10 protein-coding genes are annotated in these 15711 nt (G+C 71.3%); 3 read left to right on the plus strand and 7 right to left on the minus strand.

Annotated elements, in window-relative coordinates; genetic code table 11:
• Window positions 1–73: 73 nt before the first annotated feature.
• The 3 genes from ACWDAG_RS45840 to ACWDAG_RS45850 form a co-directional block, all read right to left on the minus strand.
• On the minus strand, window positions 74–1579 hold the full coding sequence (locus ACWDAG_RS45840; protein ID WP_450701532.1) for an ATP-dependent helicase: 1506 nt from the start codon (window positions 1577–1579) through the stop codon (window positions 74–76).
• 120 nt (window positions 1580–1699) lie between these two features.
• Window positions 1700–5113, minus strand: a complete 3414-nt coding sequence (locus ACWDAG_RS45845) for an ATP-dependent helicase (protein ID WP_450701533.1) — start codon at window positions 5111–5113, stop codon at window positions 1700–1702.
• 257 nt (window positions 5114–5370) lie between these two features.
• The gene (locus ACWDAG_RS45850; protein WP_450701534.1) at window positions 5371–5757 is read right to left on the minus strand and encodes an MGMT family protein; all 387 of its coding nucleotides are present in this window, start codon (window positions 5755–5757) and stop codon (window positions 5371–5373) included.
• A 186-nt stretch (window positions 5758–5943) separates the two neighbouring features.
• On the opposite strand from ACWDAG_RS45850, the gene ACWDAG_RS45855 reads away from it, so the two are divergent.
• The 3 genes from ACWDAG_RS45855 (at window position 5944) to ACWDAG_RS45865 (ending at window position 12012) form a co-directional block, all read left to right on the plus strand.
• Window positions 5944–8688 carry a lysylphosphatidylglycerol synthase domain-containing protein gene (locus tag ACWDAG_RS45855; protein WP_450701535.1) on the plus strand — a complete coding sequence of 915 codons (2745 nt, stop codon included), beginning with the start codon at window positions 5944–5946 and terminating at the stop codon, window positions 8686–8688.
• 77 nt (window positions 8689–8765) lie between these two features.
• Window positions 8766–10319, plus strand: coding sequence for an alpha/beta hydrolase (locus ACWDAG_RS45860; protein ID WP_450701536.1), 1554 nt, complete (start codon window positions 8766–8768; stop codon window positions 10317–10319).
• A gap of 136 nt (window positions 10320–10455) precedes the next feature.
• Complete coding sequence (locus tag ACWDAG_RS45865; RefSeq protein ID WP_450701537.1) at window positions 10456–12012, plus strand: alpha/beta hydrolase; 1557 nt, start codon at window positions 10456–10458, stop codon at window positions 12010–12012.
• Window positions 12013–12189: 177 nt separating this feature from the next.
• Here ACWDAG_RS45865 and ACWDAG_RS45870 read toward each other — a convergent pair whose 3' ends face one another.
• The 4 genes from ACWDAG_RS45870 to ACWDAG_RS45885 form a co-directional block, all read right to left on the minus strand.
• The gene (locus ACWDAG_RS45870; RefSeq protein WP_450701538.1) at window positions 12190–12414 is read right to left on the minus strand and encodes a hypothetical protein; all 225 of its coding nucleotides are present in this window, start codon (window positions 12412–12414) and stop codon (window positions 12190–12192) included.
• A gap of 332 nt (window positions 12415–12746) precedes the next feature.
• On the minus strand, window positions 12747–13925 hold the full coding sequence (gene moeZ / locus ACWDAG_RS45875) for an adenylyltransferase/sulfurtransferase MoeZ (RefSeq protein WP_450701539.1): 1179 nt from the start codon (window positions 13923–13925) through the stop codon (window positions 12747–12749).
• Between the two features lie 63 nt (window positions 13926–13988).
• Window positions 13989–14741: a spherulation-specific family 4 protein gene (locus ACWDAG_RS45880; protein WP_450701540.1), complete on the minus strand. Its 753-nt coding sequence runs from the start codon at window positions 14739–14741 to the stop codon at window positions 13989–13991.
• The gene (locus ACWDAG_RS45885; RefSeq protein ID WP_450701541.1) at window positions 14729–15688 is read right to left on the minus strand and encodes an NAD-dependent epimerase/dehydratase family protein; all 960 of its coding nucleotides are present in this window, start codon (window positions 15686–15688) and stop codon (window positions 14729–14731) included. The genes ACWDAG_RS45880 and ACWDAG_RS45885 overlap by 13 nt, the downstream gene beginning before the upstream one ends.
• Between the last annotated feature and the right edge of the window lie 23 nt (window positions 15689–15711).

Here is a 15711-nt window from a genome sequence, read left to right on the forward strand (position 1 = left end):
GTACCCGTGATCCCCCTCACCGGCCACCGCCCCGTCGTCATCCAGCAGCTCCAGCCCGGCGACCTGGTCTTCTTCAGCCCACGCGCGCGTGGGCGACGAGGAGGCGGGCGCGGCGTCCCAGGAGGGCGAGGTCGCGGGGGCCGATGCGCCAGCGCGGGCCGGTGAGGAGGCGGACCAGGGAGGCGTTGGCGCCGGGGTCCTGGAGCACCTCGCAGACGGCGACCAGGTCGGCGATCTCGGGCAGGTGCAGCAGCCCGGACAGGCCGACCACCTCGACGGGGACGTCCCGGGCGACGAGTGCGCCCTGGATCTCGGCGAAGTCGGTTGCCGTACGGCACAGGACGGCGATCTCACCGGGCGCCTTGCCGGTGGTGACGAGGTGGGCGATGGAGTCGGCGATCCAGTCGATCTCCTCGGCGTGGGTGGGCAGCAGCGCGCAGCGCACGATGCCGTCGCGTTCGGCGCCGGGGGCCGGGCGGAGGGCCTCCACGCCCGCGTGCATGGCGCGCAGGGGCTCCGCGAGACCGTTGGCGAGGTCGAGGAGGCGGCCACCGCTGCGGCGGTTCTCGCTGAGTGCCTGGCGGGTGGCCGGGCGGCCGTCGGGATGCGCGAAGTGCTCCGGGAAGTCGTCCAGGTTGGCGACGGAGGCGCCGCGCCAGCCGTAGATCGCCTGACAGGGGTCGCCGACGGCGGTCACCGGGTGGCCGGTGCCGTCGCCGAACAGGCCCGCCAGGAGGATGCGTTGGGCGACCGATGTGTCCTGGTACTCGTCGAGGAGGACGACACGGAACTCGTCGCGCAGGATGCGGCCCACGTCGGGGATGCGGGCGAGCTGTGCGGACAGGGCGATCTGGTCGCCGAAGTCGAGCAGGTCCCGCTCACGCTTGGCGGCGCGGTAACGGACCACCAGTTGGGCGAGTTCACGGCGGGCGGCGGCCGCTTCGGGGACCTTGCGCAGGTCGGCGTTGGTGAGCTTGGCGCCCTCCAGGGTGCGCAGCAGCCCGGTGTCGTACGCGCGCAGTTCCTCGGGGCGCACGAGGTGCTCGGCGAGTTCGGCGTCGAGGGCGAGCAGGTCGCTGACGAGGTCCGCGAAGGAGCGGGTGAGCGCCGGGTAGGGGCCCGGGGCCTCGCGCAGCACGCGCGCGGCGAGCTGGTAGCGGGTGGCGTCGGCGAGCAGACGGGAGGTCGGTTCGAGGCCGATGCGCAGGCCGTGGTCGGTCAGGAGGCGGCCCGCGAAGGCGTGGTACGTCGAGATCACCGGCTCGCCCGGCGGATTGTCCGGGTCGATGACGTCCGGGTCGGTGACGCCTGCCTTGACGAGCGCCTTGCGGACGCGCTCGGCGAGTTCGCCGGCCGCCTTGTTGGTGAAGGTGAGGCCGAGGACCTGCTCGGGGGCGACCTGGCCGGTGCCGACCAGCCACACCACGCGTGCCGCCATCACCGTCGTCTTGCCCGACCCGGCTCCGGCCACGATCACCTGCGGGGCGGGCGGCGCGATGATGCAGGCCGTCTGCTCCGGGGTGAACGGAATCCCGAGGAGCTCCTTGAGCTGATCGGGATCGGTGATACGGGGCGGCACGTCAGAGAGGCTAGCGGTGGCCACTGACAGTGGAGGACGAAATCGGCCTTCGGGCGGGGAGAAGCGCAGGTCAGCACGCGTGGTGCGGTCGATCACAGAGGGCCGGGAAGATCACCTGCGTCACTCGACGACGTGTCGCCCTTCGGGCCTCGCACTGCAGGAGGCCTGGAAGGCGCAGTGCGAGCAGTGCTGGCCGGCGCTGGGGGTGAACCGTTCGTCGAGGACCTTTCCGGCGGCGTTGGCCAGCAGTTCGCCGACCCACTCCCCCGCCGCGCCTTCGATGGGGTCCTGGGCCTGCACCTTGGGCAGGGTCTCGCCGCCGTCGCGCCGGGCGGCGCCCTGGCGCAGCTGGACGAGTTCGGCGCCGCCGGGTTCGGGACGTATGCCGTCGAAGGCCTCGTCGACGGCGCCTTCGCGGACGGCGAGCTGGTAGACGGCGAGTTGGGGGTGGCGGGCCACCTCGCGGGCGGTGGGCGCCTGTTTGCCGGTCTTGAAGTCGACGACGTAGGCGCGGCCCTCGCCGTCGGTCTCGACGCGGTCCATGGAGCCGCGGATGCGGACCTCGTAGTCGCCCGCTTCGAGGGTGACGTCGAAGCCGTGCTCGCTGGCCACCGGGGTGCGGCCGACGCGGGCACCACCGGTGTCGACATGCCACTGCAGGAAGCGTTCGAGCGCCACGCGCGCGTTCTCCTTCTCCTGCGCCGACTTCCAGGGCGCGTCGAAGGCGAGCGCGTTCCACACGGAGTCGAGGCGCTCCATGAGGACGGCGAGGTCGGCGGGGGTGTGTCCGGAGGCGACCTCGTCGGCGAGGACGTGCACCACGTTGCCGAAGCCCTGGGCGGCCGTCGCGGGGGCGTCGGCCTTGACCTCGCGGCCCAGGAACCACTGCAGGGCGCAGGTGTTGGCGAGCTGGTCGAGGGCGCTGCCCGAGAGCACGACGGGCTGGTCCCGGTCGCGCAGCGGCACCTTGCTCTCGGTCGGCTCGTACATGCCCCACCAGCGGTAGGGGTGGGCGGACGGGACGAGTGGGCGGCCGTCCTCGTCGGCGAGCGCGGCGAGCCGGGCCAGGCGGTGGGCGGCAGCCTCTCTGAGGGTGTCCGAGACGCGCGGGTCGACGGTGGTGGCGCGCAGTTCGGCGACGAGCGCGGCGACGGACAGCGGGCGGCGCGGGCGGCCGGTGACGTCCCTGGGTTCGACGCCGAGTTCGGTGAGGAAGCGTGAGGGCTGGTCGCCGTCGTCGGCGGGTGCCTTCACCGCGGTGACGACGAGGCGTTCACGCGCGCGCGTGGCGGCCACGTAGAACAGGCGGCGCTCCTCCGCGAGCAGCGCGCCCGGGGTGAGCGGTTCGGCGAGTCCGTCGCGGCCGATGCGGTCGGCCTCCAGGAGGGAGCCGCGGCGGCGCAGGTCCGGCCACAGTCCCTCCTGTACGCCCGCGACGACGACCAGGCGCCACTCCAGGCCCTTGGAGCGGTGCGCGGTCATCAGGCGTACGGCGTCGGGGCGGACGGCGCGCCGCGTGAGGGTGTCGGCGGCGATGTCCTCGGCCTCGATCTCCTCCAGGAAGTTGAGGGCGCCCCGGCCGCCGGTGCGCTCCTCGGCGCGCGCGGCGGTCGCGAACAGGGCACAGACCGCGTCCAGATCGCGGTCGGCGTTGCGCCCGGCAGCGCCGCCGCGCCGAGCGGACCGCTCCAGCCGGGCCGGCCACGGTGTGCCGTCCCACAGATCCCACAGGGCCTCTTCGGCCGTGCCGCCGCTCGCGAGGCGCTCACGGGCGGCGCGCAGCAGTGCGCCGAGCCGCTGGGCGCCACGCGCGTACGCGGGGTCGTGCGCGACCAGGCGTTCCGGCTCGGCCAGCGCCCGCGCGAGCAGTTCGTCCGAGGGCGGCGGCAGGGGGTTGCCCGCGGCCCGCTCCTCGTCGCGCAGGGCACGCCCGAGGCGGCGCAGGTCGGCGGCGTCCATGCCGGCGAGAGGGGAGGCCAGCAGGGTCAGGGCGGTTTCGGTGTCGAGCCAGCACGCGGCGGTCCCGGGCTCTTCGGAGCGGAGCCCTTGGGAGACGGCCTCTTCGCGACCGTCCTCCTCGGGCACGGCACCCTCGGAGGAGGTCTCGGCACCTGCCTCGTCCGGGACATCGGTCCGTGCCGCCTCCGCGTCGGCCACTGCCCGCAGTGCCGTCAGCAGCGGTGTCACGGCCGGTTCGTGCCGTAGCGGCAGATCGTCACCCTCGATGTCCAGGGGCACGCCCGCCGCGGTGAGCGCGCGGCGGATCGTCGGGATCGTACGCGATCCGGCCCGCACCAGTACGGCCATCTCACGCCAGGGGACGCCGTCCTCCAGGTGGGCCCGGCGCAGGATGTCGGCGATGTTGTCCAGCTCCGTACCGGGCGTCGGGTAGGTGTACACCTCGACGCGGCCGCCGTCCCGAACCGGGGCGAGGTCGCGATGCGCGCGTGCCTTCTCCGCCGGAAGCCGGGTGAGCGGCATGCGCTGGGTGAGCAGCCGGGTCGCGGCGAGCAGGGCGGAACCGGAGCGGCGCGAGGTGCGCAGGACCTCGACGGGCGCGGGGCGGCCGTCCGCGCGCGGGAAGGCGTCCGGGAACTCGAGGATGCCGCCCACGTCCGCACCGCGGAACGCGTAGATCGACTGGTCGGGGTCGCCGAAGGCGACGAGGGTGCGGCCGCCGCCCGCGAGGGCGTGCAGCAGCCGTACCTGGGCGGCGTCCGTGTCCTGGTACTCGTCCACGAAGACGGCGTCGTAGCGCGCGGCGAGCCGCTCGGCGGCCCCGGGGCGGCGGGCGAGGAGGACCGCGCGGTGGACCAGTTCCGCGTAGTCGAGTACGCCCTGCAGGTCGAGCACGTCGAGGTACTCGGCGAGGAAGGTGGCCGCGGCACGCCAGTCGGGGCGTCCGATGCGGCGGGCGAAGGCGTCCAGGGCGCCGGGCGACAGGCCCAGTTCGCGGCTTCGGGCGAGGACCGCGCGGACCTCGTCGGCGAAGCCCCGGGTGGTCAGGCAGGCCCGCAGTTCGTCGGGCCAGCGCACATGGGCGAGGCCGAGCCGCTCCAGGTCGGCCTGGCCCGCGAGCAGGTCACGGACGGCCACGTCCTGCTCGGGGCCGGACAGCAGGCGCAGCGGCTCCACGAACAGGTCGTTGTCCTGGTGGGCGCGGACCAGGGCGTAGCAGAACGAGTGGAAGGTGGTCGCCTGGGGCGCACGGGCCGCCCCCATGCGCAGTGCCATGCGGTCGCGCAGTTCGACGGCCGCCTTGCGGCTGAACGTCAGCACAAGGATGCGCTCGGGGTCCCCGCCACGGGCGATCCGCGCCGCCACGGACTCGACGAGCGTGGTGGTCTTGCCGGTGCCCGGACCTGCGAGGACGAGCAGTGGGCCGCCCTTGTGGTCAACCACGGAGCGCTGTTGCGCGTCCAGAAGAGGGGGATCGTGTCGGGTCGGCGGGGTACGCACCAGTCGGTAGGCGCCACGACCCCCCTGTCGCACCTGGGGGTGCGACAGGCGCCTGATGGAGGAAGAGGAGCTCACGTGGTTCGCCGGTCCTGGTGGTTGTACTGGTCGTCGGACCACCGCGCGTGCAGGGCGGTGATCGGGAGGTGAGGGGGGCGCGTGCAGCCGACGCTACGCCGACGCAGGTTGCGGAAGCAGGGCTTCCTCTTCTTCCCTCGCGGCACTCGCACCCCGCAGGCCCCTCGCCCCACGAACGTACGCCATGCCACAAACGTGCCCCGGGTCCCCCGTACGGATCACGGGTCACACACTGGCCCGTCCCATGGCGGAAGCTTTCAGGTGTGACCGTCTGCGCGTTCGCCGCCGTCCCATCGCGCCCGCCTCATGTCGAGGCGCGGCAGGTGGCCCTCGGTGGCCCTGCTCGCCTCCTTCAGGGGGGTGCCCTCGGCGCGGTAGTGATCGAGAGCACGCAGTTCGTGCCCCGGGAGCAGGGCGCCGTCCGCGCGCACGACGCGCCACCACGGGACGGCTCCCCCGTAGAGGGCCATCACCCGGCCGACCTGACGGGGTCCACCCTGCTCCAGCCACTCGGCGACGTCCCCGTACGTCATGACACGCCCGGGCGGGATCAGTTCGGCGACCTCGAGGACGCGCTCGGCGTACTCCGGCAGCGCGTCCGCATGCTCCGGGCCGGCGTCCCGCGGAAGGCTCTCCTCGCTCATCCGGCCCATCCTGCCGCATGCCACCGACAGCGTGACGCGCTCGCAATGATGTGTGTCCCTCGCCCCCGGGCGGCGCTTCCGGCAGACTGTGCGCCCCCGCTCCTGCACCCTGATGCCCCCGTGTGTCGGTGGAGCATGCCACCATCATGCGGGCGGTGACCGGTGATACGAGATCAAGAAGAGACGATGAAGAAGCAGGGTGCGCAGCCAGAGGACGCGGAGAGCACCTCTGACGCTTCGTCGCGCTCCGGCTCCGGCTCCGGCTCGGACACCGACGGCAAGGACACCGCTTCGAAGGACGCCGGCCGGGGCGAGGAGGACTTCCTGGACGAGGCGCACATCGACGAGGTCGAGGGCGACGAACCGCTGCTCCCCGCGCGCGTGCACCGTCCGTCGGACCTGATGCGCCTCCTGGTGGGCGTGCTGGGGATCATCCTGCTGCTGGCGATCGCCGCGTTCGCCCACGGCACCACCTCGGGGCTCGAACAGGACATCAACAAGGGCACCGGTCAGGCGCCCGATCTGCTCATCAAGATCGCCGGCCTGGCCTCCAGCATCGCGATCCTGCTGGTGCCGGTCGCGTTCGCGATCGAACGGCTGATCAAGCGCGACGGGCTGCGCATCGCCGACGGCGTCCTCGCGGCGGTCCTCGCGCACGGGGTGACTCTCGCCACAGATCTGTGGGTCGCCAAGGCCGCCCCCGACTCCATCCAGGAGGCGCTGACCCAGCCCTCCCCCGGCGACATCCACGCCCTGACCGACCCCGTGCACGGCTATCTCGCGCCGGTCATCGCGTACATGACGGCCGTCGGCATGTCGCGGCGGCCTCGCTGGCGTGCGGTGCTGTGGATGGTGCTGCTCCTCGACGCGTTCTCGATGCTCGTCACCGGCTACACGACACCGTTCTCGATCATCCTGACGGTGCTGATCGGCTGGACCGTGGCCTACGGGACGCTGTACGCGGTCGGCTCGCCCAATGTCCGCCCCACCGGACGGACGCTGATGGCGGGTCTGCGGCACGTCGGCTTCCGCCCGGTGACCGCGTCACGCGAGGAACTGCCGGAGACACCGGAGACCGGCGACCGCGGACGGCGCTACTTCGTCACACTCGAGGACGGCCCGCCCCTGGACGTGACGGTCGTCGACCGGGAGCAGCAGGCCCAGGGGTTCTTCTACCGCGTGTGGCGCAACCTGACGCTGCGCGGCTTCGCCACCCGCAGCAGCCTCCAGTCGCTGCGCCAGGCACTGGAGCAGGAGGCCCTGCTCGCCTACGCGGCGATCGCGGCCGGCGCGAACGCACCCAAGCTGATCGCGACCTCCGAGCTCGGTCCCGACGCCGTGATGCTCGTCTACGAGCACACCGGCGGACGCACCCTCGACACCCTCGCGGACGACGAGATCACCGACGAGCTTCTGCACGACACCTGGCACCAGGTACGCGCTCTGCAGTCCCGGCGCATCGCGCACCGCAGACTGGTGGGCGACGCCATCCTGGTGGATCGTTCCGGCACGGTCATCCTCACCGACCTGCGCGTCGGCGAGATCGCGGCCGGCGATCTGCTGCTGCGCATGGACATCTCGCAGCTCCTGGTGACGCTCGGACTGCGGGTGGGCGCCGAGCGCGCGGTGGCGTCGGCGGTGGGTGTGCTCGGCCCGGACGCCGTGGCCGACTGCCTGCCGATGCTGCAGCCCATCGCGCTCAGCCGCACCTCCCGTGCGACCCTGCGCAAGCTGGCCAGGGAACGGGCCCAGCGCGAGCGCGAAGCCGTCCTGGAGGCGTCCCGGCAGGCCAAGCAGGCCCGCCTGGAGGAGGCCTCGGAGCAGACCGGGCCCGTACTCGAAAAACCCGACAAGAAGGCTGTGCGCGCTGAGCTGCGGGCCGAGAAGCGGGCCATCGACGAAGCTATCGACGAAGCGCGCGAGGAGGATCTGCTCACCCAGATCCGTCACCAGGTGTTGTTGATCAGGCCGCAGGCGCCGGTCGAACCGGCCCGGCTCGAGCGGGTGCGGCCACGGACTCTGATCAGTTTCATCGCCGGTGCCATCGGCGCGTACTTCCTGCTGACGCAGCTCACCCACATCGAGTTCGGTCCTCTGGTCGCCAACGCGCAGTGGGGCTGGGTCGCCGCGGCGGTGCTGTTCTCGGCGCTGAGCTATGTCGCGGCGGCCATGGCCCTCCTGGGCTTCGTGCCGGAGCGGGTGCCGTTCCTGCGGGCCGTGGCGGCGCAGGTCGCCGGGTCGTTCGTCAAGATCGTCGCACCGGCCGCGGTGGGCGGTGTCGCCCTCAACACACGCTTCCTGCAGCGCGCGGGGGTGCGCCCGGGGCTCGCGGTGGCGAGCGTCGGCGCCTCGCAACTGTTCGGGCTCGGCTGCCACATCCTGATGCTGCTGTCCTTCGGCTATTTGACCGGCACCGAGAAGACGCCGTCCCTGTCGCCGTCCCGGACCGTCATCGCGGGTCTGCTGACGGTGGCCGTGCTCGTCCTCGTCGTCACCTCGGTGCCGTTCCTGCGGAAATTCGTCGCCACGCGCGTGCGGTCGCTTTTCGCCGGTGTCGTGCCGCGCATGCTGGACGTGCTGCAGCGGCCGCAGAAGCTCGTCACCGGCATCGGCGGCATGCTGCTGCTGACCGCGTGCTTCGTGATGTGCCTGGACGCCTCGATCCGCGCCTTCGGCCAGGAGGGCACCTCGCTGAGCATCGCCAGCGTCGCCGTCGTCTTCCTCGCCGGCAACGCACTCGGCTCCGCGGCCCCGACCCCGGGCGGCGTGGGCGCCGTGGAGGCGACCCTGACGGTCGGCCTGATCGCCGTGGGCCTCCCCAAGGAGGTCGCGGCCCCCGCCGTGCTGCTGTTCCGGCTGCTGACGCTGTGGCTGCCGGTACTGCCGGGCTGGCTGGCCTTCAACCAACTGTCGCGCAAGGGTGCGCTGTAGTTCGAAGACCGTAGCCGGCCTACCCCTTACGGCCCGTGTCCCGAGCGCCCACGCGCGCGTGACGACAGGATGGGACCATGCCGAACCCTTCCCGCCCGCGCGCGACCACCCTGACCGTCACCCTCGTGCTGCTGGCCTCCGTGCTGGCGGGCTGCAGCGACAGCTCCGAGGAAGCCAAGGACGGGGACCTGTCGGCCCAGAAGCTGAACTGGAAGGACTGCCCCGCTCCATCCGCGGCGGAAGGCGGCGGCGACGCCCCGTCCCCTCTGCCGAACGGCGGCCAGTGGCAGTGCGCCACCATGAAGGCGCCCCTCGACTGGGCGAAGCCCAAGGGCGACACGATCGGCATCGCGCTGATCCGGGCGAAGACGAGCGGCGACAGCAGCAAGCGCATCGGCTCGCTCGTCTTCAATTTCGGCGGTCCCGGCGGCTCGGGCGTCACCACCCTGCCTGCCTTCGGCCAGGACTACGCGAAACTGCGCACCCGCTACGACCTGGTCAGCTTCGACCCGCGCGGCGTCGGCAGCAGCGCCCCCGTGAAATGCGAGAACGACCAGCAGCTCGACGCGTACTTCCAGCAGGACGCCACCCCCGACGACGCCGGCGAGCGCACCGCGTACCTGGACAACACCAAGAAGTTCAACGCGGCCTGCGAGAAGAACTCCAAGAAGGTGCTGCCACATGTGCGCACCACCGACGCGGCCCGCGACATGGACCTCATGCGGCAGGTCCTCGGCGACGACAAGCTGTACTACTTCGGCATCTCGTACGGCACCGAACTCGGCGGCGTCTACGCCCACTTGTTCCCGAAGAAGGTGGGCCGCGCCGTCCTCGACGCGGTCGTCGACCCGACGCAGAACGCCGAGCAGAGCTCGCTCGGACAGGCCGAGGGCTTCCAGCTCGCGCTCGACAACTTCGCCGCGGACTGCACGTCGAAGGCCAGTGCGTGCCCGATCGGCGACACCGCGCAGGACGTGAAGGACCGTATCGCCAAGCTGCTGAAGGACCTCGACGCGAAGCCGATCTCCGGCATCCTCCCCCGCCGGCTGACCCAGAGCGCCGCGACCAACGGCATCGCGCAGGCCCTGTACTCCAAGGACTACTGGCAGTACCTCACCCAGGGCCTGGAACAGGCGTACAGCGGCGACGGCAAGGTCCTCATGGCGCTGTCCGACTCGCTCAACGGGCGCAGCGAGAACGGCGAGTACAGCAACATCACCGCCGCCAACATCGCCATCAACTGCGCCGACGAGAAGCCCCGCTACAGCCCCGGCTACGTGCAGCAGAAACTGCCCGAGTTCCGGTCCGCCTCGCCCCTGTTCGGCGACTTCCTGGCCTGGGGCATGGTCAGTTGCACCGACTGGCCCGTGGCGGGTGCCGCCGACCATCCGGACGTGAGCGCGCCGGGGGCCGCGCCGATCCTGGTCGTGGGCAACACCGGCGACCCCGCCACCCCGTACGAGGGTGCGCAGAAGATGGTGGACGCGCTGGGCAAGGGCGTCGGCGTGGAGCTGACGTACAAGGGGCAGGGGCACGGCTCGTACGACAGCAAGAACAAGTGCGTGCAGGCCGTCGTGAACGGCTATCTGCTGGACGGGAAAGTCCCGGCGGCCGGAACCGTCTGCACCTGAGACCGACGCCGATTCGAGGTAAAGCAGCAGGTCAGCAGGTTATCCACAGGCTCAGGCAGGTCTGGCTTGATCCGCCTACGATGGCCTGACAGCCGTCTGCTGCTCGATGCGGACGGCCCGTGAGGGGGGGACACGCATGGCGCGATTCGCACGGTGGACGGCGCTGGGGGCCGCCGCAGCGCTCCTGGTGGGGGGGTGCAGCGGTGGTTCGTCGTCCGACGACGACAAGGGCAGCGGGAGGACGAGCGCGGCCGCCTCGCAGTCGTCCGGCTCCTCCGGCACGACAGCCGCGCTGCCCTCCTCGCTGACCGCGCAGAAGCTCGCCTGGGGCCACTGCAAGGCCACCGACGACGCCCCGGCGCCGGGCAACGACTGGCGGTGCGCGACGCTCAAAGTGCCCCTGGACTGGTCGAAGCCGGAGGCCGGGACGATGGGCCTCGCGCTGATCCGCGCCGAGGCCCGCGGGGGCAGGCGCATCGGCTCGCTGCTGTTCAACTTCGGCGGTCCCGGCGCCCCGGGCGTCTCCTACCTGCCGTCCTTCGGCCCCACCTTCGCCAAACTCCGTGAACGGTACGACCTGGTGAGCTGGGACCCACGCGGCGTCGGATCGAGCGGCGGAATCCGCTGCCGCAGCGACAAGGAGATCCAGGCCGCGGAGTCCGTGGACACCACACCGGACACCCCTGCCGAGGAGAAGGCGTATCTCCAGGACGCCGCCGACTTCGGCAAGGGCTGCGCGAAGGCCGCCGGGAAGCTGATGTCCCACGCGTCGACGACCGACACCGCCCGCGACATGGACCTGATGCGCCAGGTGCTGGGCGACTCGGACATGCACTACTTCGGCATCTCGTACGGCACCGAACTCGGCGGTGTCTACGCCCACTTGTTCCCGAAGAAGGTGGCGCGGCTCGTCCTGGACGCCGTGGTCGACCCGAGCGCCGACATGGTGGGTCACGCCGAGAACCAGGCCAGGGGTTTCCAGCGGGCGCTGGACGACTACCTCAAGTCGACGGGACAGGATCCGGCGGAGGGATCCCGGAAGATCTCGGCCCTGCTGCAGCGGATCGACGCCCACCCGCTGCCGACCTCGAGCGGCCGCAAGCTCACCCAGACGCTCGCACTGACCGGACTGACCTACCCCCTCTACTCCCGGCAGAGCTGGCCCAGTCTCACCAGCGCGCTGAACACCGCCGAGAACGGAGACGGTTCGGAACTGCTGTCGCTGGCCGACGGCTACAACGGCCGCGACGCTTCGGGGCGCTACGAGACGACGACCCACTCGCAGCGCGTCATATCGTGCTTGGACAGCAAGCTGCGCCCGACACCCGCCGAGACGAAGAAGCGGCTGGCACAGTTCGAGAAGATATCGCCCGTTTTCGGCGACTTCATGGGCTGGGACACCGCCGGCTGGTGCCACGACTGGCCGGTGACAGGCCAGTGGGACACCCCTCCGGCCAGCGCGCCCGGGGCACCCCCGATCCTCGTGGTCGGCAACACCGGCGACCCGGCGACGCCCTACGAGGGTGCCCGGAAGATGGCCGACGAACTGGGCAAGGGTGTCGGTGTGGAGCTCACCTGGAAGGGCGAGGGACATGGTGCGTACGGGAACGGGAGCGACTGTGTCGACTCGACGGTGGACGCGTATCTGCTGAACGGGACGGTGCCGAGCGACGGAAAGGTCTGCGCCTCGTAGCCCGGACAGCGGGGACGCGCAGCCCGGGCAGCGGAGAGGGGCCCGACACCCTTGGTGCCGGACCCCTTTCTCTCCGGCACCGACCGGGGACCTGGTGCCGGTTCCGCCGACGCCCGCAGCCCCGGAACAGGGCCAGTTCGGCGATTTCGTCGTGGCGGGTTGAGGGGACCCTTCGACCTAGATCGTCGGGTAATTGAGCACGTCGCCGTTCGGGCAGTTGTTGGAGTGGACGGGAACGAAGTCGGTCAGAATCGGCAGCGCCGACACCTCTGCCCCTTCCAGCCCGCAGACGGATCCCGGCGCGAAGGTCCAGTGGGGGGTCGACTTGTCGTCCGCATGCGCAGGAATTGCCATGGCGACAGCGGCCACGGCAAGCGTGGCGGTCATGATGATCTTTCGCATGCTCGCTCCAACGACGATGACAATCACCAGTCACGGCTCACCATGGGCGTGTCCCCCACGTGCCCCAACCAGCGAGCACCAGCGGGGAACAGCGGGGACTTGCAGGCCAAGTCTCACAGAACCCCGGACCACCAACGGCCCGGCTCAGCGATCATCGGTGTACCCGATCTTCCAACGGGACTGGTGAACCGCGGCCCACAGGGCGGGCCCTGTCGGTGTCCGTGCTGAGTCCGAGGCCGCCCGACGCCGACCGACAACGACAGAAGCCCACGGCATCTGAACTGGTCAGAGTCGTGGGCTTCTTCAGCCTCGCTGGTCGGCGAGGACGGTGATCAGTAGACCGGCTTGTGCGGCTCGATCTGGTTGACCCAGCCGATCACGCCGCCGCCGACGTGTACGGCGTCGGCGAAGCCCGCGGACTTCAGGACCGCGAGGACTTCCGCACTGCGGACACCCGTCTTGCAGTGCAGGACGATCTTCTTGTCCTGCGGGAGGGTCTCCAGGGCGGCGCCCATGAGGAACTCGTTCTTCGGGATCAGCTTGGCGCCGGGGATCGAGACGATCTCGTACTCGTTGATCTCACGGACGTCGATGATCTCGATGTTCTCGCCGTCGTCGATCCACTCCTTGAGCTGCTTCGGAGTGATCGTCGAACCGGCGGCCGCCTCCTGGGCCTCCTCGGAGACGACGCCGCAGAAGGCCTCGTAGTCGATGAGCTCGGTGACGGTGGGATTCTCGCCGCAGACCGCGCAGTTCGGGTCCTTGCGGACCTTGACCTGGCGGTACTGCATCTCCAGGGCGTCGTAGATCATCAGGCGGCCGACCAGCGGCTCACCGATGCCGGCGAGGAGCTTGATGGCCTCGTTGACCTGGATGGAGCCGATGGACGCGCACAGCACGCCCAGCACGCCGCCCTCGGCGCAGGAGGGGACCATGCCCGGCGGCGGGGGCTCCGGGTAGAGGCAGCGGTAACAGGGGCCGTGCTCGGACCAGAAGACGGAGGCCTGGCCGTCGAAGCGGTAGATCGAACCCCACACATACGGCTTGTTGAGCAGCACGCACGCGTCGTTGACCAGGTAGCGGGTCGCGAAGTTGTCCGTGCCGTCGACGATCAGGTCGTACTGGCTGAAGATGTCCATCACGTTCTCGGCCTCGAGCCGCTCCTCGTGAAGGACCACGTTCACGTACGGGTTGATGCCGAGGACGGAGTCACGCGCGGACTCGGCCTTGGAGCGGCCGATGTCGGCCTGGCTGTGGATGATCTGGCGCTGCAGGTTCGACTCGTCGACCTCGTCGAACTCCACGATGCCGAGCGTGCCGACGCCCGCCGCGGCCAGGTACATCAGCGCCGGCGAGCCCAGGCCGCCGGCGCCAACACAGAGCACCTTGGCGTTCTTCAGCCGCTTCTGCCCGTCCATCCCGACGTCGGGGATGATCAGGTGGCGGGAGTACCTGCGGACCTCGTCTACGGTGAGCTCAGAGGCTGGCTCGACCAGGGGTGGCAGCGACACGGGGACTCCGTTGGTCGGTCAATCACTACAGTTGTTCTCCTCGTAACACTGCCATGGCCTTCTTCATTCCGAGACACCCGTTCCGATCCGCGAGACGATTTCGTCCCAGTAGCCGGGCATGGTCTCCCATGGGTCGGCGCGGCCGCCACGGTCGGTGTGGTCGGTGAAGTAGATGGTCGAGGCGCCCTGCCAGCGGGCGATGCGCAGTGCTTCCTCCAGGTGGGGGCGTGGCACCCCATGGACGAAGTGGCAGAAGCGCTCGGGCGGGTGGTCCGCGGTCCACTCGGCCACCTGAGACCAGCGGTAGTCGCTCCAGGATCCGGAGAAGGTGACCAGTTGGTCGGCGATCTCGACGTAGCCGGGGTGCGGGTGGGTGCCGTGGCCGAGGACGATGTGGGCACCGTCACGGATGGCGCGGAGCGTGGTGACGGTGCGGCGGAGCTCGGGGAGCGAGTCGCGTTCGGTCGGGCAGCGGTCCAGCAGGAAGCCGTCGACCTGGTACCAGTCGATGTAGCGGTGCGCGTCGGAGATCACTTCGCCGAAGGTGCGGGCACCACCGCAGGCGGTGTCGAGGTGGCCGAGGACCCGCACGCCCGCGTTGCGCAGGCGGCCGGCGGCCTCCAGGCAGTACGGGTCGGGCCGGGAACCGGGGCCGTCGGCCACGTTGAGGACGACCCAGTGCAGGGGCGTTCCCGGGCGGGTGAGTTCGCCCCACTCGGTGGGTGCGACGAGGGGGTGTGCGTAGCCGGGGATGCCGAAGCCGGTGCGGACGTCGGTGCTCGCGGTGCCCGCTCTGGTGCTGGTCAGATACGGCATGCCGCCTCCATCCAGATGTCGGCGAGGGACTCTTCGAGGTTGATGCGGGGCCGCCAGCCGAGCCGGTCGCGTGCGGTGCGCACATCGGCCTGCTGCCAGCTGCCGCAGCCGTCGGGGTACGGGTACGCGACGGGGGCCCCGTGGTCGGATTCGCTGCGGGGGTGACCGATGGTTGCCCGCAGCGGGCCGGGCGGGCCGTCGAGTTCGTGGAGCGCGCCGCCGTATCCGGCCACGCGGGCGAGCATGGCGGCGGCGTCGCGCAGCCGGACGGCGCGGCCCGAGCCGATGTTGATGACGCCCTGCGCGGCGGAGAGCGAGGCGGCATGCACGGCACGCGCCACGTCGCGTACGTCGATGAAGTCGCGCTGGACACCGAGACCTGCGAGCTTGAGTTCACCGTCGCCGGACTGCATGGCGCGGCGCATGGCCTCGGCGAGCCGGCCCAGCGGCGAGCCGGCGGGGGTGCCGGGGCCGGCCGGTGAGAAGACCCGCAGGACGACCGCGTCCAGACCGGAGCCCAGGACCAGTTCGGTGGCGGCGAGCTTGCTCACGCCGTACGGACCGCCCGGGCGCGGGACGGCGTCCTCCGCCGTGGAGGAACCCGGTTGGCTGGGGCCGTACTCGGCGCCGCAGCCGATCTGCACCAGGCGGGCGCCGCAGCCGCTGCGGCGCAGGGCCTCGCAGACGGTGGCGACGGCGACCGTGTTGTGGCGGGTGAGGTCGCGGGCGCCGCCCCGGGTGGCACCCGCGCAGTTGATGACCACTCCGGGGTGGACCGCGTCGAGGAAGCGGGTGAGGGCTCCGGGGCTGCCGGACGCGAGGTCGAAGCGGACGTCGGCGTCGTCGCCGCGCCCGAGCGCGGTGAGCTGGACGGCGGGGTCGGCGAGCAGACGGTCGGCGACGAAGCGGCCGAGGTAGCCGTTGGCTCCGATCAGCAGGACTCTCATCGGGCGGCTCCCGGGGCCGAGGC

Source organism: Streptomyces sp. NPDC001157 (assembly GCF_053598255.1).